Origin of the sequence: Vibrio sp. 2-1-2a (assembly GCF_032648565.1) — a bacterium.
Classification (GTDB): domain Bacteria; phylum Pseudomonadota; class Gammaproteobacteria; order Enterobacterales; family Vibrionaceae; genus Vibrio; species Vibrio diabolicus.
This window is the reverse complement of record NZ_WBOH01000002.1, coordinates 1-25,768: the sequence shown is the minus strand read 5'-3', so window position 1 is coordinate 25,768 and position 25,768 is coordinate 1. Positions and strand designations below refer to the sequence as shown.

The following is a 25,768-nucleotide window of genomic DNA, read 5'->3' as shown; positions in this document are numbered from 1 at the left end:
ACCTCCACTAGGGAGGTCTTTCTAATTCTGTCTCACTAAAAAGTGATTAGAAGTTCGCAGAGCGAGGCGTACGTGGGAATGGAATCACGTCACGAACGTTGCCCATGCCTGTTACGTAAGATACTAGACGCTCAAAGCCTAGACCAAAGCCTGCGTGTGGCACTGTGCCGTAACGACGCAAGTCGCGGTACCAGCTCATGTGCTCAGGGTCGATACCCATTTCGCGCATACGTGCATCCAGTACGTCTAGACGCTCTTCACGCTGAGAACCACCGATGATTTCACCGATGCCAGGTGCTAGAACGTCCATTGCCGCTACCGTCTTACCATCATCGTTCATACGCATGTAGAATGCTTTGATGTCTTTCGGGTAGTTCTTAACGATTACCGGCGCTTTGAAGTGCTCTTCCGCTAGGAAACGCTCGTGCTCAGATGACATATCGATACCCCACTCAACTGGGAATTCGAACTCACGGCCAGAATCTAGCAGGATTTGGATCGCGTCAGTGTAGTCAACTTGTGCGAAGTCAGAAGAAACAAAGTTCTCTAGACGGCTAACGGCTTCTTTGTCGATGCGCTGAGCAAAGAACTCAAGGTCATCGCGACGCTCTTCAAGTACTGCTTTGAATACGTACTTAAGCATGTCTTCAGCCAGTTTCGCAACGTCGTCCAGTTCTGCAAACGCAACTTCAGGCTCAACCATCCAGAACTCTGCTAGGTGGCGGCTTGTGTTTGAGTTTTCAGCACGGAAAGTAGGGCCGAAAGTGTAAACCTTGCTTAGTGCACAAGCGTAAGCCTCCGCGTTTAGCTGACCAGATACCGTAAGGAAAGTTTCTTTACCGAAGAAGTCTTCGTTGTAGTCCACTTTGCCAGCGTCTGTACGAGGCAGGTTTTCCATGTCTAGCGTAGAAACGCGGAACATTTCACCAGCACCTTCAGCATCTGAGGCAGTGATCAACGGCGCAGATACCCAGAAGTAACCTTGCTCGTGGTAGAAGCGGTGGATCGCTTGAGATAGGCAGTTACGTACACGAGCTACCGCACCGATTACGTTTGTGCGCGGACGTAGGTGCGCAACTTCACGTAGGTACTCGATAGAGTGACGAGTTTTTGCCATCGGGTAAGTTTCAGCGTCTTCAACCCAGCCAACCACTTTAACGCCAGTGGCAGCAAGTTCGAAGTCTTGGCCCTTTGCAGGAGATTCAACAATCTTACCAGTTACTTCAACAGAGCAGCCAGTCGTTAGCTTTAGTACTTCGTCTTCGTAATTATTAAGATTATTTGGGACCACGGCCTGAATCGGGTCGAAACAAGAGCCGTCATATATGGCAAGGAAAGAGATTCCAGCTTTGGAATCACGACGTGAACGGATCCAGCCACGAACAGTCACTTCGCTGTCTACTGCTAGCTGACCTTTCAATACGTCTGATACAGGCGCGTAAGTCATGTTTTCAATATTCTCCATTGAGGTAAAAATTCAACCCAACACTTATTAAAGTGCTTGTCTAATAACATTTTTGTTCAAAAAACAAGCTAAGTGCTGAGTTGGGTAGCATTTTACAGATTCAACGAGACATATTACCTGTCAATTCGCTCGCATCAACCTTTATATTCATTTTGATGGGGAGAATCTCTCTATTTATTCACTCTTTGATGCTCTGAAAGTGTGAATTGGTTAAGTAATTGCTCTAAACGTTCGGATAGATGCTCTAAATCAACACTAATATCACGCGTGTGCGATGCTGATTGCGATGTGTCGTCAGCATGCAGTGTGATCACATCAATTTTGGATTGAATACGCTGACTGACGTCGGATGTGGTTTGCGTCTGGCTTTGAATGTTTTCCGCATGTTTCAGAACTTGATGCATTTCATCGACAACGTTATGCATCGTGACTGAAAGTGTCTCGACATCGACTGAACGTTGGTGAGCAAACTGGCAGACAGTATCCACAGAGGCTAAGGACTCTTCACTCCCTTGCTGGAATTGAGAAATGATATGCTCAATGTTGCCTGTGGCTTCGGCGGTCCGAGAAGCTAGGTTACGCACTTCCTCCGCGACGACGGCAAAACCGCGTCCTTGCTCTCCGGCTCGGGCGGCTTCAATTGCAGCATTCAACGCGAGTAGGTTCGTTTGTTCTGCAATGCCTTTAATGACCCCAAGAATGGATGATACTTCTTCGGTTCTTTGGTTTAACGAACTGATTTTTTCCCGTACGCCGTCAATATTGCTCACCAAGTGTTTGATGTCTTCGCTCACGCTGTGTGCTTGGCTTGCGCTGTGAGTGGCAACATCAACGGTGTGGTTGACTAGAGCTGTGGCGTTATTGGTCGAGTCTTCAACGGCGGTTTGTTGTTGCAACATGTCGGTGATGTTGCTTTGTACGTCACTGGTTTCCAATTGTTGATTATTGGCCGCTTTGTCTGTTGATTGTGCAACATCCGTTAACTGACTGGCTGAATTGGCAAGAGAGTGGGAGGTGTCTTGTACACGCTCTAAACTCTCGGATACCGTATCCATAAACGAATTAATCGCGGTAGAAAGTTGGCCTACCTCATCTTTTTGGTGATGAACAAGTCGTTGAGATAGATCTTTACTATGGCTCACATTCGCCATGAATTGCGACGTTTTTTGTATTGGGCGAACAATGATTTTACGAATCAAACTCATCGTTATAATAAAACCAACAAACGCGATAACGGCCATTATTCCCATCGCAAACATTGCCTGTTTATTGATCATTGAATTGACGTGGTTCATGTTGTATTCCAAACGAATCGCGCCCAATACTTCGCCTTCTGGTGCTACATGGCAAGAAACGCAGTTGGTGCCACGATAATTTTCGCTTGATTTCATTGGTAGCGCGACAACCAGTCCGCTCCCCCAATCGGCTGAAATTGGCTCAATGACCAGTTCGCCATTTAAAGCTCGTTGGTCAATATCATCGACCGGTTGTTGGTTTACTTGTCCTGGTCCGTAAAGCTTGGTGACGGTATCAGCTCGCAACACGCGAACTTCTTCAATCCCTTCTTGAGCGAGTGCTTTTTTTCGCAAAGTTTCTTTTTGCGACATGGTGCCTGTTAGCATCATCATGTTTAGGCTATCGAAGTAATTACTAGCCTTATCATGAAGCTGTTCACTGAGAACATCATTGATTAAGGTTTTTTGTTGATGGTATTGATAAGCCGTAGAGGTAGCCAGAACACAGCTGAAGACGGCAATTAACGCGAGCAAGAGCTTAAAAGTGATAGTTGAGCGCATAAATTTATAAGTGTAATTGGAACGAACTGCACAATCTTAATGTGCACAAATGCACACTGCGATCAACGAAATGAATGATTGTGACCCCACTCATGTTGGGGATATGTAATTGTGATGTGAGTGCTGTGTAATCAAATGTTTGGCGCATGACAGAAATACGACGATCAGGACAAAGGTTTAATTATTTTCGCTGAGAACAAACGGCGTTTTGCTACGCTTGTATTGAGTAGCACTTGTCTGTTGGCAGTGAATTCCTTAGTATTGCGTGTCTTTTTAAAGCCTGAGAATCAAGATGAAAACAGAATTGTACAAAGAGTTTATGTTCGAAGCGGCACATCACTTGCCACATGTACCTGAAGGCCATAAGTGTGGTCGTTTGCATGGACACTCTTTCTTAGTTCGTCTTTATGTAGAAGGTGAGGTAGACCCGCATACTGGTTGGGTAGTGGATTTCGCTGAAATCAAAGCGGCATTCAAACCAATTTACAATCGTTTAGACCATTATTACCTGAACGACATTGAAGGTTTGGAGAATCCGACGAGCGAAGTGCTAGCAAAATGGATTTGGCAACAGCTTAAGCCAAGTTTACCGTTGCTAAGCAAAGTAGAAATCAAAGAAACGTGCACAGCCGGTTGTATTTACAAAGGTGAATAAGTCACTTTTTATTGAGCATTGAAGACAAAGGCAAGCCATGAGCTTGCCTTTGTTGTATCTGGATATTCCCTATTTTTTATAATTTTCTTGCTAGCTCAGTGGATGACGTAAAATCCACTCTTTTTCGTTCTCACCAAACGTTGTTTTCTCTGTATTGATGAATCCACACGCATCAAGAAAACTGATAGCGTATTGCTGACTCTGTGGCACAGTGACGCAAAGAGAGGTGCTTTCAGGGTCAATGGTATACGCATAAACGAACAGTTTACGTAACGCTTCACTCCCAACCCCTTGGCGTTGGAAGCGTCGATCAACCATCAAGTACTTGAGCCCCAGTTCGTGCCTTTTGGCAAAGGGCGCATGTTGGGAGAAGCCTTTATCGATAACAAGATAGCCAACTAATAGATCGTCAGAATAAATCGTAAAGAACGCTTCAGACTTATTGCGTTTTTGATAAGCCACTTCAAACGGCGTAGAAAATCCTTTCTGCTCTTCCTGCACATCCAATTGCATCAAACTCGAAAAATCTTTCAGTTTGGTGGGTTTAATAGCAATCATCGTTCAACCACAAATTGGCGGCATATCCTCATGCCGCCACGAACTTTAATAGAGTATTCCCTCTAGTTTAAGTAACTCACGAGGTTAAGAAAAGCTAGAAATGCAGAGGATAATAATAACCTTGGTGAATATAGGCGCCTAATGTTGTGAGTAAGTGAGCACTGTCTGCCGTTTCTACGCCTTCAACAATGACGGTACACCGATACGTATTTCCCATGGCGATTAACTGACGCAACGTTTCCACTTTCTTATCGTCCGACTTTAAACCAATCACAAACTCCCGATCTATTTTCAAATAATCTGGATTGATTTTACTGATGAGCGACACGTTGTTGTTGCCAGTGCCAAAGTCATCGATACTGATTTTACAATCCAGTGCTTTTAGTTTCGCGACATTGCCATAAATCTCGGAGGTATAGTACATCGATGCATTTTCCGTGATTTCAATCGTCAGCAAACGACAATCTCGGTTAGATAGTTCTCTGTGTAGGATTGAAAAGTTGCGTCCTCGCAGCAAAGAAGGACAAACATTAATGCTGATAGGAATAGGCAAGGCTTTGTGCTTAGTATAGATGGACTCTATCACCAGTAAGGTATGAGTTAGGAGCAGCCCATTGCGGATCAGTGTCTCAATAAACCGTTGCGTATTTTTTACCTTAAACCGCGAGAGCGCTTCGTAATGCACAATCTTTTGCGCTGAAGTGTCATAAATCGGCTCCAGTTTGATTTTAAATTGTCGAATTGCACACAAATAAGCCATAAAGGCTTGTAGAGAGCGATGACGCAGTATTATGAGAAACAGCAAGCTTAATAAAATGATGCTTTGAAACGGTCCAGAGATGTAATACACCTCTTTATAGCCGCTGTTCTTAACGTGATAGTTGAAAAAGCGTTCATTGGTGTTACCAATTTCTAAAGAGGTCCCTGTATTGGTTGATAGCTTCATGCCGGAAAGAAAAAAACGCGAAATATGATTTTCAACGTTGTCGGATAAGTTAATGTTTTTGACACGAACCAAAACGGTCGCGTTATTCAAGTCAAATGATTGGGTCGTATAATTGCTATTATTACTCCACTCTTCAAATGCTTTTTTGCTGACAGGGACAACGGTTTCTGGGGTGACTAAACACCGGATATTGAAACGGTCTAGCATCATGCTCGATTCGACCAGCTTTACATTATCAAAGAGCGACTTCAATTCTCTTTCATCAGCAAAGCAGCTCTTTTGGGAAAGGTTTTCTGCAATTTCGAAGGCGTTATCAAGATAATTATGTTTCACAATGCTGTTTATCGCGTAATAACAGATGGCAAAGAAAATGATCGCTGTGATCAAGACGACCCACAGCGTATCTGAATAGATCTTTTTATTACGCAGACAAATACGAAGGGCTTTGCCAAGGCTGTTTGTTGTGTACTGATTGATCTTGTGTTGATGGTCGATGCCATTCTGATGGTTGTTTTGCATAGTAAAAGGGATGAAGTATCCGGTCCGGTGAATATTTTCGATAATATTTTTTTTTGTGGTTACGTGTTCTTCCGTGAGCTTGCGAAATTTCTTTCTTAGAGCGGCCACCGCGTTTTTAAAGCCATTTTCAGGCAGTGTCATTTTGTATTGTTGAGTGATTTTGCTTTCTATCAGTCGCTGGCTAATTGGCGTATTTAAGCTGCCGTATTTGGCGATGGTTGACAGAATGGCGTACTCATTTGGGTTGACAGGAATGGAGTGGTGGAGTGATTGATTGAGCTCTAAAGATATTTCGTTTTCGGACAAGCAAACGCAGATTTGGTTTCCAATTTCAAACCTAATCATGTGTTGGTGTGCTCCAAGTTTAATTTTTGGCTACGTTATCAATAAAGCTAGGAGAGGGATGTGATTTTTTACGGGGATATCCATAATAATTGGATATATTCAAGGTTTTAGGTTTTTTTATGCTGGGCGTAGCAACCCATTATTCATAGTTAATGAGGTATAAAAAACCCGAGCGGCGGCTCGGGTTTCGTCGATATTCAGCAAGGCTTATTAACAGATAACTTTTACTGCTAGGCCGCCTTGAGAAGTCTCACGGTATTTCGCGTTCATGTCTTTACCTGTCTCTAGCATTGTTTCGATAACTTTATCTAGAGAAACAGTAGGAGCAGAAGAACGACGCAGTGCCATACGAGTTGAGTTGATTGCTTTTACAGCTGCAATACCATTACGCTCGATACATGGAACCTGAACCTGACCTGCAACCGGGTCGCAAGTTAGACCTAGGTTGTGCTCCATCGCAATTTCAGCCGCCATACATACTTGCTCTGGGCTACCACCCATAAGCTCAGCAAGGCCAGCTGCTGCCATAGAACATGCCACGCCAACTTCGCCCTGACAGCCAACTTCTGCACCAGAGATAGACGCGTTACGCTTGTAAAGGCCGCCAATTGCACCAGAAGCTGCGAAGTAACGGATGTAGTCTTTCTCAGTTACGGTTTGAATAAACTTGTCATAGTAAGCCAGTACCGCAGGGATGATGCCACATGCACCGTTAGTCGGCGCAGTTACAACACGACCACCTGCTGCGTTCTCTTCGTTTACTGCAAAAGCAAACATGTTTACCCAGTCAACAACAGACATTGGATCGTTCGTTGTTTTTTCAGAAGTAAGCAGTTGCTGACGAAGTGCTGCCGCACGACGAGGCACGCGTAGTGGACCAGGCAGAATGCCTTCTTCGTTCATACCGCGATCCATACATTCGCGCATTGTGCGCCAGATGTTTGCGAAGTAAGTACGAGTTTCTTCGTCAGAATGAAGCGCATGTTCATTTTTCATGGTTAGCGCACTGATAGATAGGCCGCTTTCATGACATTGTTTTACAAGCTCTTCTGCCGTTGTAAACGGGTAAGGAACTTTTACTGGGTTCTCAACTTCTTTACCGAAGTTTTCTTCATCAACGATGAAACCACCGCCGATAGAGTAGTAAGTTTTTGAGTACGCTTTTTCGTCATCAATCCAAGCGTGGATTTGCATGCCGTTTTCGTGTAACTCAAGGTTTGTTTTGTGGAAGTTCATTCCACCTTCACGTGGGAACGATACTGTGTGACAGTGCATGCCAACAGGAAGGCGTTCAGTTTCTTCTACGCGAGCGATAAAGCCCGGGATAGAATCGATATCAACTTTCTCAGGAGTGTTGCCTGCAAGACCCATGATGATAGCAATATCTGTGTGGTGACCTTTCCCTGTCAGTGATAGTGATCCATAAACGTCAACGGTGATTTTAGTGATGTCGCGCAGTTTTCCCATTGCGCGAAGATCATCAATAAACTCTTTACCCGCTTTCATTGGGCCTACAGTGTGTGAGCTTGAAGGTCCAACACCGATTTTATAGATATCAAAAACACTAATCATATCGATTACCTCAGAAGAAAGCCTCCCAAGGGGAGTTGGGAGGCTTAATTTTATCGTTATATTTTTGGATTAATCATACCGTGCTAGGGCAGGGATGATTAAAGAGCGCCGTAGATTACAGAACTAATGGCAGCAAGACCACAGATTGCTGTGAAAATTTGCACAGGTGCTGAAGTTTTGTACTTAGCCATCGCTGGAACTTTTTGCATTGCGAAGATAGGCATCAAGAATAGGATTGCCGCAATCATCGGTGCGCCCATTGTTTCAATCATACCTAGGATGCTTGGGTTAACGATAGCAACGATCCAAGTTGTGATTACGATGAAGATAAGAGACATCTTCTCGATCTTGCTTACTGGCGATTTTGAACGAGATTTCACTAGACCAACTAGACCTTCATGCGCACCTAGGAAGTGGCCGAAGTAGCTAGAAGTGATAGCCGCGAAAGCAACCAGTGGACCTAAGTAAGAGATCAGTGGAGACTCATGAACGTTTGCTAGGTAAGAAAGAACAGAGATGTTTTGCTCTTGTGCTGTTGCTAGTTGCTCTGGAGACAGAGAAAGTACAACAGAGAAAACGAAGAACATTACAAAGCCCATTAGCATCATCGCTGCGCCACCAGTGATAGCGTCAGTTTTCTTAACTGCGTCATCACCGTATACACGACGTTGTTCTTTAGAGAACTGAGAAATGATTGGGCTGTGGTTGAAAGAGAACACGATAACAGGGATTGCTAGCCATACGATAGCTGGCATTGCACCCCAGTCAGGTGATACTTCCATCATTGAAGTGTTCCAACCAGGAATTAGGTACACAGACAGCGCTAGTAGGATGAACACTAGAGGGTAAACCATCGCTGAAGTTGCTTTCAGCATAAGCTCTTTACCGAACACTACGCCCGCTGTCATTGCAGCGATAAGTGCACCGGAAAGTAGCCAGCGAGGAATAGATTCCATACCCATTTGGTTAACTAGGAAAGAGTCAACCGTGTTTGTGATACCAACACCGTAGATAAGTACGATTGGGTAGATAGCGAAGAAGTAAGCGAACGTAATAAGGTTTGCGCCAGTCTTACCAAAGTGCTCTTCTACTGTGTCAGTGATGTCCGCTTCTGGGTTTTTCGCAGAAAGAACGAAGCGAGCTAAAGATTTGTGTGCGAACCAAGTCATTGGTGCTGCGATTAGGGCTAGGATTACTAATGGCCAAAAGCCACCTGCACCTGCTTTAATAGGAAGGAATAGTACACCGGCACCTACTGCCGTACCAAAAAGGGACAGACACCAGGTAAAGTCTTTGTAAGAAAACTTACTAGACGATTGTGCGGTAGAAACCGCAGAAGTAGTTGTATTCATTTTTTAGTTACTCATTTTGGGAACAGGAAATAAGTCGGGAGTAATTTTGCAAGATTTTACACTAGGAAAATTAGATCTAAATCATTTATTGCTTACGCTTATTGAATGATATGTCAAAAACCTGCTTTTTATCACGAAAATGATGTGCTACTCGTGATTTCTGCTAATGAGTAAAATTAGAAAAACTTATCGATAGGGCTGTTTGTATAAATTTATTTCACCGCAAGCGTTTGCGGTGAAAACGGCAAATTAATCTAATGTGAATGAATGTTTATGAAGCAACGTTTTATTAATATTGATGCGCATGATGATCGCATCCATAAAAATACCGATATCAGAAGTTTTTAATGTGAAATGATATGTTTTTGCATTGATTCGATGATTTGTGCGGTCATGCCCCAGATGAAATGCTGTCTATATGGGATAGCAAATACACGATGACTGCTGTTTTTTAGGTCAAACTTGGTGCTGTACAACTTTTTCGGATTCAGAATGTGGTTAGCAGGAACTTCAAAAACAGACTCCACCTCATTTGGGTCAATATGCGTTTTATACTCAGGAGAAATAAAGGCCAAAAACGGTGTCACATTAAACTGACTAATCGTTGGCAATGTTGGAAGCTGGCCAAATACATGAATATGTTCATCTTCTATGCCGATCTCTTCTTTGGTTTCTCTTAATGCCGTATTGATTAGATGATGATCTTCCTGCTCAAACTTACCGCCGGGGAAACTGATTTGTCCCGGATGATGACGCAAGTGTGCTGCTCGCTTTGTCAAAATGACCTGTAGCCCCTCCGGGCGTTCTACAAAACCAATTAAGACCGCTGCGTCTCGCAGTGATTTTCCTTTCATCCATTTCAGTCGCGCGAGGGACTCTTTGTGGTAACCCGTTGGAAGCCGAAATTGAAAGTTTTGCAGTAATTGAATTTTGTCGATAACCAAACCAAATCCTTATTTATTGTGCCTAACCACTATTTATTATACTCAATGGCCGCAAGAGGCGCGGTGCTATCGCCGTTGGTATGGTATTAAAGTATTAGTACCGTACCAAAGCACGTCCATTGGTTCTTTCCCTGCTTTGTGTCGTGTGTCTCACTCTGCTTGGGTATAATAATTTGAAACTTATAAGGTTATAAACCATTCTTTATTTTAAGAGGTCACCACAGGGCAAGTATTGACTAATGAAAGGGATTATTTTCACCGAGTTCATGGAGTTAGTGGAAGAGAAGTTTGGTCTCGATGTGTTAGACCAAGTGCTCGATCTTTCTAATGACGAAGGGATTTATACGGCAGTTGGCAGTTACGATCATAAAGACTTGGTTAAATTGATTGTGAATCTCAGTAAAGTATCTGGTATTCCGCCTGAACAACTGCAAGAAGTATTTGGAGAGTGCGTTTTTTTGAATTTACTTCGCTCGATTCCTAGTCACGCCAGTTTGCAGCAGTGTGAAACGACATTTCAATTTGTTCGACATGTTGAAGATTTTATTCATGTCGAGGTCAAAAAGCTCTACCCAGATGCTAACCCTCCTCAGTTTGATTTTATCAGTGAGACTCAATCAAACATGGTGTTTGATTATCGGAGTGCGAGGTGCATGTCTCACGTATGTTTAGGTCTAATAAAAGGTTGCGCAGTGCACTTTGGTGAAGTTATTCATATCAAACACCAAAACCAGTCAGAAGATGGTAGCCAGGTTCGCTTTTGGTTAGAGGCACAATAAGAACGATATGACAGGAAGTTCCTCGCTAGAAAGGAAACTCAAACGAGAAATCGAATCAAGAAAAGCAGCTGAGCGGTTATTGGAGCAGAAGAGCTTCGAACTTTATGAATCTACTCAACAGCTAAGTGTTGCTTTGAAAAAGCTTGAGTTGAAATCAAAAAAGGATTTACGCAAGTTTGAGTTCGAAGAGAAAGTTGACGCGACGCTGATTAAGTTTGGTCGAACTTTTTTGTCGAGCACGTTTGATGAAGCCATGATTGCCAGTTTTATTGAACAGCTCACTTCGAACTCAATCATTTCTGCGGCTTACTTACATCTTGATTCCACAAAACTCTCTTCTTTGCGCCGACATCATTTTGGTCATTTACAGCTTCGCCATGAGAATACGATTAAGACTGTCCCCAATTGGCAGGGGGAGAACTTGCATTTGCCTATCATCATTGACAAGCAAACAGTAGGGGAGTTGATCTTCTCTGTTCAGTTGGATCAAATCGATCAGTCGTTTATTTCCAAACAGATGGAGCTGGTATCGGATTTGGTTCATGGGGTCATTGGCCGGCATTTGAGTTTAGAGCGAGAAGTGGAGCTGCGAAAGCGGGCAGAGGAATCGGAAAAAGCGACGAAAGAGTTTGTCGCCATGATTAACCACGAGTTGCGTACACCTCTTAATGGCGTGTTAGGTAGTGCTGAACTACTAAGTCGAACACAGTTAGGTGAAGAGCAACGCCATTACCTAAACAACTTGACTCAATCGGGAGACTTGTTGAGGGTCATCATTAACGATCTTCTCGACTTCAGCAAGATGAATGCCGGTATGATGGAAATCATCGATAAGGTCTTTGCTTGGGAAGAGCTTGAAAAAGCCATCATGGGCGTATTTTCAGCTAAAGCAGCAGAAAAGCGAATTCATTTCTCCATCGATAAAAAGCTCGGTATTCCCGAGTTTTTAGTTGGTGACTTAGAGCGAATTACACAGATCTTGGTCAACTTGGTGGGCAATGCTATTAAGTTTACTCATTTGGGTGGGGTGGTGCTGCGAGTGGAGTGGATAAACGGTATTGCGCATTTTGAGGTTGAAGACACGGGTATTGGCATCCCGATAGAAGCACAGCCCTCATTATTTGACCCATTTGTGCAAGTAGATCGCTCGGCGAAGCGCAGTTTTGAAGGCTCAGGTTTGGGCCTTGCGATTTGTAAAAATCTAGTGGATTTGATGCAGGGCGAGATTAGCTTTGAAAGTGAAGAACGCAAAGGTACCACCTTTAAAGTCTCTATTCCTCTAAAGGAGGGACAAGCCCAAGGCGCAGCTGAGGGGGAATTAGCTACCATAGAGCGAAGTGATTTGGCAGGACGCTCAATACTGGTGGTTGACGACATCAGAATGAACCAAGTGATAGTTACTCAAATGCTGAAAAAACTCGACATTACGCCTGATTTAAAAGCCAATGGGAAAGAAGCCTTAGAAGCGGTGAAAAACAAAGATTACGAACTAATATTTATGGATTGCCGAATGCCAGAAATGGATGGTTATGAGGCGACGATGTACCTAAGAGAGCGTGGTTTCACCCATCCTATTATCGCCTTAACCGCTGGCACTACCATCGAAGAGCGTCAAAAGTGCATTGATTCAGGCATGGACGACATCCTCACTAAACCGTACACCGCAACCGATATTGAACAGATCATGTGTAAGTGGCTTGAGCAGTAGACGCTGCCTCTTAAAAAACGGATTCTTGTTAGCCAACGGCTAAAAGCCAAAGTACCTGTAAATAAAACACACAAAAAACGCTCCACACTGGATAATGCCGATCGCTTAACGATGTTTCTTGTGTCATTCCAGCGAGCCTTGGCGAGACTAGGAATCTAATAGCAGCATGCTGAGCGGCTAATGAAACAAATTTGACCATAAAGTGCTCGGATAGAAGAGCCTGTATCACGCTCCTTCGTCGCGGTACAGGATGACGAGATACAGAAATATGCCACTCGCTGTTAAACGAGCGGCATTATCCGTAATGGAGGCGTTTTTGCTTGTTTTCGTTAGCAGGGTTCATAGACCGTTGCCATTTGGCGAAACCTACTATTGCAGCGCTGGCAAAATCTTTGAGAGCTTATCCAACGTTTCTTGATATTCAGAAGCGCAATCGCTATCTGCAACGACGCCGCCGCCAGCCCAAGCGTACAGTTTGTGATTCTCCGCTACGAGAGTGCGGATGGTGATGCTGGTATCCATACGACCATGGCGAGAAATGTAGCCAATACTGCCGCAATACGCGCTACGTCGATGTGGCTCTAATTCTTCAATGATCTGCATTGCGCGAACTTTAGGTGCGCCCGTAATTGAACCGCCTGGAAAACACGCTCGCAGCAAATCTGCAGGAGAGTATTGTTCATCCAAATTCGCACGAATGGTGCTCACCAAATGATGCACTGCGGGGAAGCTTTCAATTTCAAACAGCTTTGGCACGTGAACGCTCCCCGGTGATGCAACTCGACCAATGTCATTACGCAGCAAATCGACAATCATCAGGTTCTCTGCTTGATCTTTTTCTGCTGTCTGCAAGTCATGGGCATTAGCGTTATCTTGTTTTGAATCTTCGCTGCGTGGGCGAGTACCTTTGATTGGTTTCGTTTCAATGACGCGATCTTTGAGCTCTAAAAAGCGCTCTGGAGAGATACTCAAAATTGAAGACTCAGGCATACGGATAAACGCTGAGAATGGCGCTTGGTTGGCGGACTCCAATTTCAGATACGCTTGCCACTCACTGCCTTGATACGGTGCGTTAAAGCGCTGCGCCAAATTGATCTGATAGCAGTCACCGCTCAACAAGTATTCTTGCACCTTGTCAAAGCGAGTGGCGTAGCTCTCTTTCGTCATGTTTGACTGCCAATCACCAGACAGAGCAAAGTCAACGCTTTGCTCCGCTTCTTGTTTTTCTAACCATTGCCAAGCTTGCTCGATATTCTGACCGACTAAGCATGCTTTTTTAAGCTTGTGGTCAACAACGACGGCCCATTCATAAAGACCTACCGCCATATCAGGCGTGTTGAGATCCTTTTCGGCCAGTTCTGGCATCGTTTCTACGCGGCGACCTAAATCGTAACTGAAGTAACCGAGCGCTCCGCCGACAAAAGGCAAATCCAATTTTTTATTTAACTCAACGTGAGGAAGCCACTGTTCTTGCAACTGATGAAGCAGCGCGAATGGGTCATCTTGAGTTGAATAGGCATTAGATGGCGTTTCAACTTGTGTGCTGTCGGCAGTGGTTTCTAACGTTGCAATTGGGTTGGCAACCAACACATCGAAGCGACTATCGATATGCGTTTCTGATGCAGAACGCAGCAACATCGCCCAAGGCTGGTGTTGAATGCGAGAAAAGAGGTGAAGAGCAAACTCTGGTGCATATTCCAGCGCTTTAAAATCAATGAATTGATTGTCCATGTTGTTCATTTGTGTAATTTGTGACAAAGAGATCGTTCACTGCATGGCATGTCATGGGCAGCAAGAGTATCATATTCCTCTGTATAGCCAAACTCCCTCTATTCATAGGGTTTTGAGATGGTTTACAAGTAGGCAACTTCAGCATTTCGTGTGTCGATATCAGCCGTTCGACAATTGTTTATAAAAAACGAAGCTCAAAAGAGCAATAAGCTCAACAAACACGATTGAAGCCAAGCCAATAATGGAAGCATAACTATAACGAGGCATGTAATGACGGTAATACGCAAGCAGGATGTGATCAGCAGTGTCGCTGATGCGCTACAGTATATTTCTTACTACCACCCGCTAGACTTTGTTCAAGCTCTTGAAAAAGCCTATCACCGCGAAGAGAGCCAAGCCGCGAAAGACGCGATTGCTCAGATCCTAATTAACTCCCGAATGTCCGCAGAAGGTCACCGACCAATTTGTCAGGATACTGGTATCGTGACGTGTTTCGTCAACATCGGTATGGGCGTGCAATGGGACTCAACCGACATGACGGTTCAGCAGATGGTAGATGAAGGTGTTCGACAAGCGTATACTAACCCAGACAACCCGTTGCGTGCGTCAGTACTTATGGATCCTGCCGGTAAACGTATTAATACCAAAGACAACACGCCTGCTGTCGTACACATCAACATGGTTCCGGGCGATAAAGTTGAAATTCAGATCGCAGCGAAGGGCGGCGGTAGTGAAAACAAAACTAAGATGGTGATGCTAAACCCATCTGACGATATTGCAGAATGGGTAGAGAAAACGCTACCAACAATGGGCGCGGGCTGGTGTCCACCAGGCATGCTTGGCATTGGTATTGGCGGTACGGCTGAAAAAGCAGCGGTATTGGCAAAAGAATCTCTAATGGAACACATCGATATTCAAGAGCTTATTGACCGTGGCCCACAAAATGCAGAAGAAGAGCTTCGTCTTGATATCTTCAATCGCGTGAACAAACTTGGTATCGGTGCGCAAGGCCTTGGTGGTTTGACGACTGTTGTCGACGTTAAGATCAAAACGGCGCCAACGCACGCGGCTTCTAAGCCTGTTTGTTTGATCCCGAACTGTGCGGCGACTCGTCACGTACACTTCACGCTTGATGGCAGCGGCCCAGCAGAGCTCACGCCACCTAAACTAGAAGATTGGCCAGACATTACTTGGGAAGCGGGAGAAAACACGCGTCGCGTAAACTTAGACACGATTACTAAAGAAGAAGTACAAGAGTGGAAGACAGGCGAAACCGTTCTTCTATCAGGTAAAATTCTGACTGGCCGTGATGCAGCGCATAAACGTATTCAAGGCATGCTAGATAATGGCGAAGATCTACCAGAAGGTGTAGATCTCAACGGTAAGTTCATTTACTACGTAGGTCCTGTCGATGCAGTTGGTGATGAAGTCGTTGGTCCTGCTGGTCCAACAACATCAACGCGTATGGATAAATTCACCGATATGATGCTAGAAAAAACAGGCATCATGGGCATGATCGGTAAAGCTGAGCGTGGTCCTGCAACGGTTGAATCTATCAAGAATCACAAAGCGGTTTACCTAATGGCTGTTGGTGGCGCGGCGTACCTTGTAGCGAAAGCGATCAAGAAAGCTCGCGTTGTCGCATTTGAAGATTTAGGTATGGAAGCGATTTACGAATTTGAAGTTGAAGATATGCCAGTAACAGTGGCTGTAGACTCAAATGGCGTTAACGCGCACCAAATCGGTCCTGACACTTGGAAAGTGAAAATCCAAGAGATGGAAGCGTAAGGCAAACGGTAATCTTACATTGTCTCAGTAGAGAGAATGTGACAAGGTGCTGATTTACCTAGCAAACATTTGACAAAAGTGCAGCGAAAACTGCACTTTTTGTCTATATAATGTAGATATAAACCTCAGGGCATAGCAATCAAACGTTATGCGAACAATAATTAGGAGACGGCATGCCTCGTTTTATTCAGATTCTACAAATTATTCTTGCTGTAGTGGTAGGTGGCTTTGTTGGCTACGACTTGATCCTTCACGGCATCAGCATCTTTGATGAGAAGTACGTGACCATCACGTGTGTATTGTGGCTGATTTTAGAAATCGCTCTATTTGTTATCTATAAATTAATCGAAGACGACTAGACTCAAAGAAAGCAGGTTTCTGTTCAACACAGTAATCAGCATAAATAGGGTCACTAATGCTTTAGTGTTGATTAAGTAAGCCTCTGAACCACTCAGAGGCTTTTCTTTTTTCATCCTGCTTTAAGCGAATGTTTTGTTCATCTTTTATTAAGGTATATAAAGTTAGACTCATAGAGTTCAGTATTGAAAGGTAAGTATTCATAGATTAATACCCGAAGTGGCTGATAACGTTGTTTTAGAGCGGAGTAAGATAAAGAAGCGCAATGAAAAGAATAAAGAAAGAAGTCAATGACTTTATCAACAGAGGTATGGACTCCAATGTTCGAATTGCCGTCACCGGGCTTTCTCGTGCCGGTAAGACGGCATTCATAACGTCATTAGTGAATCAGCTTCTCCATACCGCTACCCATGATAATTTGCCTCTTTTGACTGCAGCCAGAGATAAGCGTCTTATTGGAGCGAAGCGTGAACCTCAAGCGAATATGATGGTGCCACGTTTTGCTTACGATGAGGCGATGAGTCAGATCCATGCGATCCCACCTCAATGGCCAGTACCAACACGGGATGTGAGTGAGATTCGCTTAGCGCTTAAGTACAAACCAAATAAAACCACGAAAAAGCTGTTGAGTAAAACCGCAATTTTAAATGTTGATATTATCGACTATCCGGGAGAGTGGCTGCTCGACCTGCCGTTATTGGACATGGACTTTGCGACGTGGTCGCAAACTCAGTTTGATGCACTTAAAGGCCAGCGTGGCGATTTAGCCAAAGCTTGGCTGTCTGAATTAGAAAAGGTGGATCTTTCTGCTGAAGTGAACGAGAAACTACTCGAGAAAGTTGCGCATACATACACCGAGTACCTTCATGCCTGTAAAGACGCAGGTCTTCATTGGGTACAGCCTGGCCGCTTCGTATTACCTGGTGAGCTCGGAGGCGCGCCAGTGCTACAGTTTTTCCCGTGTCGTGCTGATTCGGAAAGCAAGGCGCTTAAGGGCAGCAACTTGGCGATGCTCGAAGCGCGTTTTCAGGAATACCAACAGAAAGTAGTGAAAGCGTTTTATAAGCATCACTTTGCGACCTTCGATCGCCAGATTGTACTTGTGGATTGCTTGCAGCCTCTCAATGCCGGCGATGAAGCGTTTTACGACATGCGCCAAGCGCTAGAGCAGATCATGCATAGCTTCCGTTATGGTCGTAGTAGCTTTTTGCGCCGTTTATTCTCACCAAAAATCGACAAAGTGCTGTTTGCTGCCACAAAAGCGGATCACATAACGCCCGATCAGCATCCCAATTTAGTGTCTTTGCTACAACAAATGGTGCATCCAGCGTGGCAAACCGCAGCCTACGAGAATATCGAGATGAGTTGCATGAGTATCGCTTCTATCCAATCAACCACGACGGGATTTATTTCTTCTGGAGATAAGACGATTCCGGCGTTACAGGGTACGACGTTGGATGGTGAGCCGATGACGATGTTCCCGGGAGAAGTGCCGAAAAAGCTACCAAATGCGGCTTATTGGCAAAACAACGGGTTTGATTTTACGTCATTCCGTCCAATGCCCTCAACGAATGATGAGCCAGTGAAGCACATACGCTTAGACAAAGCACTGGATTACCTGATTGGAGATAAATTGAAATGAGTGAGTTGAAGCAAAAACAAGTTTTCTCTGAAAAGGCAATGGAAAAAGAGCAGCAATCGAATCAACCGGAGTTAACGGCGCAGCAAACATTCGGCGAAAAAGAAACATTCGTACCTGTTGAAGTTAAAGAAGAGCGCCAGGAGACCGAACAGGAATTGCAACTCGAGCATGTCATTCGTCCGAAACCGGGCAGAAAGTGGCTCGCGACTGGCACATTTGCCACCTTCGCTGGTTTGGTTGGCTGGCAAGCGGTGGACTCGGTTATAACCGCAATTCAAACTTCTGATTGGCTGGCTTTAAGCTGGACGGGGTTTATTGCTGCGATCGCTTCGCTTGGTTTAGGAGCGATGGGGAAAGAGCTTTGGAAACTGCGCAAACTACGAAATCATTTTAGTGTTCAAGAAGAAGCAGAAGCGCTTGTTAATAGTGAGAGTGTGGGGAAAGGGAAAGCCTTTTGCGAAAATGTGGCAGAACAAAGTGGTGTGATGGCAGAGAACCCGGGCTTTGATCGTTGGCAGAACAGCATTAACCCAGCTCATAGTGATGCTGAAATCCTTGATATGTATGACTCGATGGTTGTGAGCCAACAAGACAAATTGGCAACGAAAATCGTATCGCAGCACGCAACCGAGTGTGCGGCCCTAGTCGCGGTGAGCCCTCTGGCTGCCGCTGATATGTTGCTGGTGGCGTGGCGAAATTTCAAAATGATCGACAACCTCTCCAAAGTATATGGGGTAGAGCTAGGTTACGCCTCTCGCATCAAGCTACTAAAAGCGGTATTTGTCAATATGGCGGCGGCTGGTGCCAGTGAGCTGGCTATTGATGCTAGTATGGACTTGATGTCGATGGACCTTGCAGGCAAAGTTTCTGCTCGTGCGGGGCAGGGGCTAGGCGTTGGTATTCTCACTGCACGTTTGGGCTTGAAAGCGATGACCTTATTGCGTCCACTACCTTGGTATCCTGACCGTCAGGTTAAATTGGGCACCATACGCAAGGCTGTGGCGGCGAAAGTTGCATCAATTACGATGAAACCGTAACGAATATCAACTTTGATGGATAGGATTGCTTGACGCCATTCCAAGCATGATAGAAACTACTGTCAACTTTTCCTGACAGTCGTGAATTGGGATATTTTCAGTGCGTCTTGAAGTCTTATGTGAAGATCGACTCGGCTTGACCCGAGAACTGCTCGATATTTTAGCGTCTAAAAGCATCGACTTGCGTGGTATCGAAATCGATATTAGCGGTATTATCTATTTGAATTGCCCAGATATTGATTTTGATACGTTTAGTGAGCTGATGGCTGAAATCCGCCGTATTCCGGGGGTGAAAGACGTACGTAAAATCCAGTTTATGCCGATGGAGCGCCACAATACGGAGTTGCTCTCGCTAGTTGATAACTTGCCTGATCCGGTTTTTGCCATCGACCTTAAAGGTGCCGTAGACATGGCAAACATGTCTGCACTTTCACTGCTTGGTCTTCACAAGCAAGAAGTAATTGGTACTCAGATCGGAGCTTTGCTGCCAAGTGTTCGTTTTTCTCGCTGGTCTGAAGGTGTGAATGGCAGAACGCGGGAAAACCTTGTGATTGATGGCTTGGACTATGTTCTTGAGTTGATGCCAGTTTATATCCGAGACGAAGCGCAAAACTCGACTCTAGCGAGTACTCTAATGACGATTCGCTCTAGTCAGCAAGTTGCCAGAATTGAAGAAGCGCTGCCACTGCATAATCCCCTGGGTTTTGAGCACTTTGTTGGAATATCGAACCGCCATAAAGCGCTAATGAATCAAGCTAAGAAGCTGTCTGTGCTTGACCAGCCACTGTTGATTGAAGGCGAAACGGGGACCGGTAAAGAAATGCTTGCTAAAGCTTGCCACAGCCGTTCTAGCCGTGCGAGTAAGCCATTCTTAGTTTTGAGTTGTGCTTCGATGCCTGACGATGTAGCAGAAACCGAACTTTTTGGTCACGCGCCGGGTTCATTTAATCATGAACAAGGTCACAAAGGCATCTTTGAGCAAGCAAATGGCGGGACGGTATTTCTTGATGAAATCGGTGAAATGAGTTCGCACCTTCAAATCAAGCTGTTACGTTTTCTACAGGATGGTAATTTCCGTCGTGTCGGTGCAGAAGATGAGATGCATGTCGATGTTCGTATCATCGCTTCAACAAAACATAACCTTGCCGAACTTTCTGAGGCAGGAATGTTCCGTGAAGATTTGTATTATCGTCTCAACGTACTTACGCTCAGCATTCCTCCGTTACGTAAGCGCTCAAATGACGTTGCGCCATTGCTTGAGTTATTTGTGGCGAAACATGCTCAACAGCTTGGGATTGATAAGCCAGAGTTTGATGATGGTCTAGTTGATGCCCTTGCAAATTATCAGTGGCCAGGAAACATGCGCCAGCTGGATAACATGGTTCTTCGAGCGCTCACAGAAATGGATGGTGGTATACTAAACGCGGAGCACTTCAATTTACCTCAGCCTCAATCAGTCGGCGCAGGTAGTGCAACGCTTAACATCGACGGTTCATTGGATGAGATCATGCGTGACTATGAATCTCAGGTTCTGGAGCGTTTGTATCAGTCATTCCCATCAAGCCGTAAGCTTGCTAAGCGCTTAAATGTATCGCATACCTCAATCGCTAATAAACTGCGTGATTACGGTATCCGCAAGAATTAATCGAATTGAACGAAAAGACGGAATTAATCATTTGTAATGGAAGATAACAGCTCATCTATCGCCGTTCATAAGTTGGACGGTGACTTGCTTCTTCGTACCGCTGAAATCGGTGACGCAGATATGATTGCCGAGTATTTTCAAGCGAACCGAGAATACCTGAAACCGTTTGAGCCGAAACGTGAAGAGGCTTTTTTCTCAGTTAACGGTTGGTTGCAAAAGCTTATCAAGCTCAATGAGCTGCATCGAATGGGGTTGGGGTATTATTGCCTCTTGGTCAGAGCCTCTTCGGGTGAAATGCTAGGTACGATATCCTTTAGTAATTTGAGTCGTTTCCCTTTTTATTCTTGTAACGTCGGATACTCTCTCGCTGAAAAAGCGCAAGGGCATGGTTATATGCGTCGTGGATTAACCATGGCTTGCGACTACATGTTTAACGTGCAGAAGTTACATCGTATTCAAGCCGGCTACATGCCTCACAACAAACGTAGTGAAGCTGTGCTAGAGCATGTAGGGTTCAACCGAGAAGGGTATGCAAAAGATTACCTTTTGATTAATGGTGAATGGCAAGACCACGTTCTAACGTCACTTATTAATCCGAATTGGCAACCAGAAGGGCGATAGTATGGAGCGATTGGAAAAGCAATTAGCACTTGTAATCGAGCTCGATAAACTCAAAAGTATTTTGCGCCGAACCCGAGTTAAAAGTGCTGAAGGGCGTCTCGAAAATAGTGGTGAGCATAGTTGGCATGTCACACTGATGGCAATATTGATGGAAGAGCATGCGAATGCACCAGTAGATATTTGCCGAGTGATGAAAATGTTATTGATACATGACGTAGTAGAGATCGACGCGGGGGATACCTTTGTTTATGATACTGCCGCGTCTCAAGAGCAAGTAGAAAAAGAAATTAGAGCGGCAGAACGCTTGTTTGGTATGTTACCCAGCGATCAGGAGCAAGAGTTATTGGCGCTTTGGCATGAATTTGAAGCCGCGCAGACCGATGATGCTAAGTATGCAAAAGCACTCGATCGGTTAATTCCAATGCTCTTGAACTACCATAATAATGGTCAGAGTTGGAAGGAGCATGGCGTCTCTCGTGAACAAGCACTTACCATTAATAAACGAATTGAATTTGGCTCTGTTACCTTATGGGACAAAGCGAAAGAGTTGATAGAAGAAGCCACAGAGAAAGGTTGGCTGAAATCGTAATAAAGGAGACTGAATGTCTTATTTGCCTTTGGATGAATACCAAAGAAAATGGATTTTTACGCATCAGTCGATGCCTGTGCCAGAAGAAGATTTGGCTTTTATTAAGCCGATGAGCCAAGCTCGTTCAGCACAATTTTGGAAAGAAAATATTAGTGCTCAAAGCCCCGATATGGATCGACTTAGCTCCCAAGATTGGCCAATGAATGAGGCGAACTGGTCTGAAGTCGTTGATTGGATGGCTGCGTGGGAGTTGGATGATCCGGATATGCCAGCGGAAGTAGAAGCACATATCGATTGGCAAGACGATGTGACCGTTTACTTTTGCTACGAGAAGTACAATGTCATCGAAACTAAGTGGTCGATTTTTAAAAAGCATTGGAAGAACTTTCTCTTTTATGATGATGGTCCAATATTGATTGGACGTCGCCGTTCACAAGCGCTTTGGTTTGATTCAAAAGGCAATGTGAAACTCGGTGTTCGTCAATAGCGAGTTATACAGCAAGCCACCTTTTCGAGGTGGCTTTGTTTTTCTAAAGGCTGGATAATGGACTCAACACGCCACCAGCCCCGCGCTCGATAACGTGAGTATAAATCTGGGTAGTTTTTACATCGGTGTGACCAAGCTGCTCTTGTACTGTTCTAATGTCAGCACCAGACTCCAATAAATGTGTGGCAAAGCTGTGCCTGAGTGTATGGCATGTTACTGTTTTCTCGATACACGCATCCGTTGCAGCGCGCTTTACCGCTCTTTGTATTGCACTTTCATTGATATGATGTCTTCTGAGCTCTCCGGTGTCCCGATCTGTACTTAACTTTGTTGATGGGAATAAAAAGTGCCAGTTAAAATCTAGCTCCGCTTTTGGGTATTTACGTCGTAAACCTTCAGAGATGTATACGCCCGCATAACCAGGCATGTGTCTATCTTTAAAATAGTAATCTCTTGCTAAATTAACTTGAGCTTTGAGTGGTTCATGCAGTTCTTTGGCTAATGTGACTGTACGATTTTTACCTCCTTTTCCTTGCCAAACGCGAACTGCACCATAATCATAATCGATGTCTTGAACTCTTAAGCGCAAGCACTCCATGACTCGAAGCCCTGAGCCATAAAGCAGCTGAATATGGAGTTTATACCTCGGGTCGATATGTTGAACGAATCGTCGGATCTCCTCCCTGGTTAACACAACGGGAAGTTTCTTTTCGGTCAGAGATTTCTGAAATCTCATATCAAGTGATAGTGGAGTTTTGAAATAATCACGATATAAAAATGATATTGAGTTCAGTGCCAAAGCTTGCGTTTTTACCGCAACTTTTTCTTTTACCGCTAAGTAACTCAGGAACTGAACGACATCATCTTCTGCTAGTGTCGAAGGGTGTGCAAGCTGGTGGAAAGTGATAAAGCGTTTTATCCAAAATAGATAACTTTCGATGGTTTTATTCGCATAATGACGAGTAAGCATGTGCTCTTTTACACTAAGTAAAAACTGACTTTTCATGATAAAATTGACCTGTTTATTTATACAGACCCTTCAATCTATCAGCTCTTTTGTAATTAGCGTGCATTGCGCCGTCTAATTGCGCGCGCGACCACACATATTCATACTGTTTTTCTATTTGTTTCATGCATATAGGTGCTACGATTTATAGCGCTTTTGATCAGAAAGAGGGCGGTAGCTTGCCAGAAAGGAGGCAAATTGCCGTATAGAAAGCGTTAGTTCCCCAGAGGAAGCAATCAATCCGTAGGGAATTTTTGTTTCTGGTGGAGTACACGCATAACTCGGATGATATCTCCCTCGACCCAGTAAGAGATAATCATCGAAATCTCAGGAATAATGAGTAATCGTCCGCGGATACCATCTCGTTGTACGCCCATTAAAGGTTGTTCAAGCAAGTTTTCTACTTTTGCTTCAATGAGGTTGTCAGTTTTTTCTGCCGCATCAGGGTTGAAGTCATAGAGAAACTCGAAGATCTTTTCACGATCATTAAGTGACTCTTCTTCCCATAAAATCATTGCTTACCTCGATTACGGATTCTGGCTTTGCGCTCTTCCATTCGAGATTTAGCATTTTGGTGCTCAACGAAAACGGACTTTCCTGAGTCAAACTTCTCAAATGCTAGATTTACTTGTTCAGTTAGCCATGCATCGTGAGACAATGTTTTTCTTTGTTGTTCAGCAAGTTGCTCAGTAAGTTCACGGCATGCGTCACTCAGAGTGCGACCTTGGCTCTCAGCCATTTGTTGAGCTAGGCGTTTTGTTTCTTCATCAACACGAAATTGAATTCTAGTGTCCATGATTTATTCCTTTGTTGGTGTGTGTACAAATGTTAGCACTAGGCTTTGAGATGGGCAACTAACAAACAATTTAAGAGTGATTCGGCACGCGTGGCATTTTTACTATGCGTTGGTTTAAGTGAATAAGGTGGTATGCGGGGGCATCGTATTGCGTGCCTCACACCTTAATTGGGCGTTATGCGACCTAAAGGAAATTGATATTTATGGATAAATTTGGAATGCTGCAAGAGCTTGGTGCGAGTGATTTTCAGCACCTCAATGGCTCATTGGAAGCACACCTAAAAGGTACTGAGAAAATTCTAATTAACTGGGGTAGTAGCGAGTTACTTCAAATCGCAGGTCTCTTTCATGCCGCGTATGGAACAGCGGGTTTCGATGAAAATATGGTGTCGTTAAGCCAGCGCCAAGAAATAGCGCGAATTATTGGTAATGATGAAGAAGCATTGGTTTATTTGTATTGCTCATGCGACCGAGACTATGTATTCCCTCAATTTGGCAAAGTGCTAGAAATCCAATTTAAAGACAGGTTTACTGGTTCAACATTCACACTAGACAATGCAATGGCTAAATTGTTTTGCGACTTAACCGTCGCTAATGAGCTAGAGCTTGTTTATAGCAGTGAAAAGTTCAAACTCAAATATGGTGCTGAGCTATTTGAACTGTTCCAAGGTATGGACAGTTACTTAAGCCCTGAGGCTAGAAATGCGTATAAATCAGCCTTGTCGAATTTCGCATAACAAGCAATTTAAGAGGGATTCTCAACGCTTGGCATTTTTGCTTCTACTTCAAATTTAGTGTTTATGGCACAATGCTTTATGTTTGGGTGTAGGCGTTGTTCACCCCTTAATTGGGCGTTAGGCAATTCGAACAACATAAGGGATACATATGCCAAATAAAGAACATTATTCAAGAGCTCACGAGGTGTTTTTAGCGCAAAATCCTCATGTAGAGCAAAGATTGAACAGCTTGGATTCAAAGGTTAGTGATTCTCTTGGAATTACTATTGAACAGTATCGCGACCAAGAGTTAAAAGAAGAGTTTCGAAAATTTGCGAAAGTAAGCGGTTTATCGGTTCAAGACTTAGTCATTGAACTCGCGTGTGAAACAATTGAAGAAAAGGATAGCCTACGAGCACAAGCTAAATTACAAATTGAGAAGGCATTGGGAATTCAATCTAGCTAATTTCACATGGATAGAACTTGCCTAACAAAGCATTTAAGAGTGATTCGCAACGCTTGGCGTTTTCGCTTCGCTCAAGTATAGCCAAGCGTCGCTCACACCTTAATGCGGCGTTATACGCTTAATGGAAAATGATACAAAAAGGACGTTATGAAGTTATCTGAGTTACAAAGTCATATAAAAGAATTCGATTATGCGCCAGAGCAATCTGAACACTATTTTTTAAAACTAATCGAAGAAGTTGGCGAATT

The 25,768-nt window shown here is 44.1% G+C and carries 24 protein-coding genes and 1 pseudogene; 14 read left to right on the top strand and 11 right to left on the bottom strand.

Annotated features, from left to right (window positions below; translation table 11 throughout):
• Nucleotides 1-46: 46 nt before the first annotated feature.
• Both asnS and F7Y48_RS04775 read right to left on the bottom strand, forming a co-directional pair.
• On the bottom strand, nt 47-1,447 hold the full coding sequence (gene asnS / locus F7Y48_RS04780) for an asparagine--tRNA ligase (RefSeq protein WP_046876186.1): 1,401 nt from the start codon (nt 1,445-1,447) through the stop codon (nt 47-49).
• 188 nt (nt 1,448-1,635) lie between these two features.
• Nucleotides 1,636-3,261, bottom strand: coding sequence for a methyl-accepting chemotaxis protein (locus F7Y48_RS04775; protein ID WP_316681882.1), 1,626 nt, complete (start codon nt 3,259-3,261; stop codon nt 1,636-1,638).
• Nucleotides 3,262-3,553: 292 nt separating this feature from the next.
• On the opposite strand from F7Y48_RS04775, the gene queD reads away from it, so the two are divergent.
• Nucleotides 3,554-3,916: a 6-carboxytetrahydropterin synthase QueD gene (queD, locus tag F7Y48_RS04770; RefSeq protein WP_005376896.1), complete on the top strand. Its 363-nt coding sequence runs from the start codon at nt 3,554-3,556 to the stop codon at nt 3,914-3,916.
• A gap of 90 nt (nt 3,917-4,006) precedes the next feature.
• Here the strand turns inward: queD and F7Y48_RS04765 are convergent, their stop codons facing one another.
• From F7Y48_RS04765 to F7Y48_RS04745, 5 genes are all read right to left on the bottom strand, one after another.
• The gene (locus F7Y48_RS04765; RefSeq protein WP_046876185.1) at nt 4,007-4,474 is read right to left on the bottom strand and encodes a GNAT family N-acetyltransferase; all 468 of its coding nucleotides are present in this window, start codon (nt 4,472-4,474) and stop codon (nt 4,007-4,009) included.
• Nucleotides 4,475-4,568: 94 nt separating this feature from the next.
• A complete protein-coding gene (locus F7Y48_RS04760) occupies nt 4,569-6,284 on the bottom strand; it encodes an EAL domain-containing protein (RefSeq protein ID WP_167426437.1) in 1,716 nt (571 codons plus the stop codon).
• A 210-nt stretch (nt 6,285-6,494) separates the two neighbouring features.
• A complete protein-coding gene (locus tag F7Y48_RS04755) occupies nt 6,495-7,856 on the bottom strand; it encodes an L-serine ammonia-lyase (RefSeq protein ID WP_005396900.1) in 1,362 nt (453 codons plus the stop codon).
• 98 nt (nt 7,857-7,954) lie between these two features.
• Entirely contained in the window at nt 7,955-9,208 is a 1,254-nt protein-coding gene (locus tag F7Y48_RS04750) for an aromatic amino acid transport family protein (protein ID WP_005396901.1), read from the bottom strand.
• 344 nt (nt 9,209-9,552) lie between these two features.
• The gene (locus tag F7Y48_RS04745; protein ID WP_316681868.1) at nt 9,553-10,152 is read right to left on the bottom strand and encodes a CoA pyrophosphatase; all 600 of its coding nucleotides are present in this window, start codon (nt 10,150-10,152) and stop codon (nt 9,553-9,555) included.
• 239 nt (nt 10,153-10,391) lie between these two features.
• On the opposite strand from F7Y48_RS04745, the gene F7Y48_RS04740 reads away from it, so the two are divergent.
• Nucleotides 10,392-10,931: a heme NO-binding domain-containing protein gene (locus tag F7Y48_RS04740; RefSeq protein WP_182020150.1), complete on the top strand. Its 540-nt coding sequence runs from the start codon at nt 10,392-10,394 to the stop codon at nt 10,929-10,931.
• Between the two features lie 7 nt (nt 10,932-10,938).
• Nucleotides 10,939-12,639, top strand: a complete 1,701-nt coding sequence (locus F7Y48_RS04735; RefSeq protein WP_114323198.1) for an ATP-binding protein — start codon at nt 10,939-10,941, stop codon at nt 12,637-12,639.
• Between the two features lie 369 nt (nt 12,640-13,008).
• On the opposite strand, the gene pabB is transcribed toward F7Y48_RS04735, so the two are convergent.
• Nucleotides 13,009-14,370: an aminodeoxychorismate synthase component I gene (pabB, locus tag F7Y48_RS04730; RefSeq protein ID WP_258624124.1), complete on the bottom strand. Its 1,362-nt coding sequence runs from the start codon at nt 14,368-14,370 to the stop codon at nt 13,009-13,011.
• Nucleotides 14,371-14,640: 270 nt separating this feature from the next.
• Here pabB and F7Y48_RS04725 point away from each other — a divergent pair, with 270 nt between their 5' ends.
• The 8 genes from F7Y48_RS04725 to F7Y48_RS04690 all read left to right on the top strand — a co-directional run bounded on the left by F7Y48_RS04725 (nt 14,641) and on the right by F7Y48_RS04690 (nt 22,536).
• Nucleotides 14,641-16,158: a fumarate hydratase gene (locus F7Y48_RS04725; protein WP_316681861.1), complete on the top strand. Its 1,518-nt coding sequence runs from the start codon at nt 14,641-14,643 to the stop codon at nt 16,156-16,158.
• A 173-nt stretch (nt 16,159-16,331) separates the two neighbouring features.
• A complete protein-coding gene (locus F7Y48_RS04720) occupies nt 16,332-16,517 on the top strand; it encodes a hypothetical protein (protein ID WP_012841654.1) in 186 nt (61 codons plus the stop codon).
• A gap of 263 nt (nt 16,518-16,780) precedes the next feature.
• On the top strand, nt 16,781-18,157 hold the full coding sequence (locus F7Y48_RS04715; RefSeq protein WP_316681857.1) for a YcjX family protein: 1,377 nt from the start codon (nt 16,781-16,783) through the stop codon (nt 18,155-18,157).
• Nucleotides 18,154-19,194: a TIGR01620 family protein gene (locus F7Y48_RS04710; RefSeq protein WP_316681856.1), complete on the top strand. Its 1,041-nt coding sequence runs from the start codon at nt 18,154-18,156 to the stop codon at nt 19,192-19,194. Before F7Y48_RS04715 ends, F7Y48_RS04710 begins: the two co-directional genes overlap by 4 nt.
• A gap of 100 nt (nt 19,195-19,294) precedes the next feature.
• Nucleotides 19,295-20,839, top strand: a complete 1,545-nt coding sequence (tyrR, locus tag F7Y48_RS04705) for a transcriptional regulator TyrR (RefSeq protein ID WP_005396927.1) — start codon at nt 19,295-19,297, stop codon at nt 20,837-20,839.
• A 36-nt stretch (nt 20,840-20,875) separates the two neighbouring features.
• Nucleotides 20,876-21,460: a ribosomal protein S5-alanine N-acetyltransferase gene (rimJ, locus tag F7Y48_RS04700; RefSeq protein ID WP_005396929.1), complete on the top strand. Its 585-nt coding sequence runs from the start codon at nt 20,876-20,878 to the stop codon at nt 21,458-21,460.
• Nucleotide 21,461: 1 nt separating this feature from the next.
• On the top strand, nt 21,462-22,049 hold the full coding sequence (locus F7Y48_RS04695) for an HD domain-containing protein (RefSeq protein ID WP_005396932.1): 588 nt from the start codon (nt 21,462-21,464) through the stop codon (nt 22,047-22,049).
• Nucleotides 22,050-22,062: 13 nt separating this feature from the next.
• Nucleotides 22,063-22,536: a DUF2947 domain-containing protein gene (locus tag F7Y48_RS04690; protein WP_012841656.1), complete on the top strand. Its 474-nt coding sequence runs from the start codon at nt 22,063-22,065 to the stop codon at nt 22,534-22,536.
• Between the two features lie 43 nt (nt 22,537-22,579).
• On the opposite strand, the gene F7Y48_RS04685 is transcribed toward F7Y48_RS04690, so the two are convergent.
• The 3 genes from F7Y48_RS04685 to F7Y48_RS04675 all read right to left on the bottom strand — a co-directional run bounded on the left by F7Y48_RS04685 (nt 22,580) and on the right by F7Y48_RS04675 (nt 24,338).
• Nucleotides 22,580-23,542: an integron integrase gene (locus F7Y48_RS04685; protein ID WP_012841657.1), complete on the bottom strand. Its 963-nt coding sequence runs from the start codon at nt 23,540-23,542 to the stop codon at nt 22,580-22,582.
• A gap of 236 nt (nt 23,543-23,778) precedes the next feature.
• Entirely contained in the window at nt 23,779-24,057 is a 279-nt protein-coding gene (locus F7Y48_RS04680; protein WP_005377065.1) for a type II toxin-antitoxin system mRNA interferase toxin, RelE/StbE family, read from the bottom strand.
• Nucleotides 24,054-24,338, bottom strand: a complete 285-nt coding sequence (locus tag F7Y48_RS04675) for a type II toxin-antitoxin system RelB/DinJ family antitoxin (protein ID WP_005487956.1) — start codon at nt 24,336-24,338, stop codon at nt 24,054-24,056. Before F7Y48_RS04675 ends, F7Y48_RS04680 begins: the two co-directional genes overlap by 4 nt.
• A 203-nt stretch (nt 24,339-24,541) precedes the next feature.
• Between F7Y48_RS04675 and F7Y48_RS04670 the strand changes: the two genes are divergently transcribed.
• From F7Y48_RS04670 to F7Y48_RS04660, 3 genes and pseudogenes are all read left to right on the top strand, one after another.
• On the top strand, nt 24,542-25,075 hold the full coding sequence (locus F7Y48_RS04670; RefSeq protein WP_316681835.1) for a DUF6817 domain-containing protein: 534 nt from the start codon (nt 24,542-24,544) through the stop codon (nt 25,073-25,075).
• A 148-nt stretch (nt 25,076-25,223) separates the two neighbouring features.
• Nucleotides 25,224-25,520, top strand: a complete 297-nt coding sequence (locus F7Y48_RS04665; protein WP_316681833.1) for a DUF6388 family protein — start codon at nt 25,224-25,226, stop codon at nt 25,518-25,520.
• A gap of 147 nt (nt 25,521-25,667) precedes the next feature.
• Nucleotides 25,668-25,768 (top strand): annotated as a pseudogene (locus F7Y48_RS04660) (nucleotide pyrophosphohydrolase); the annotation flags it as partial.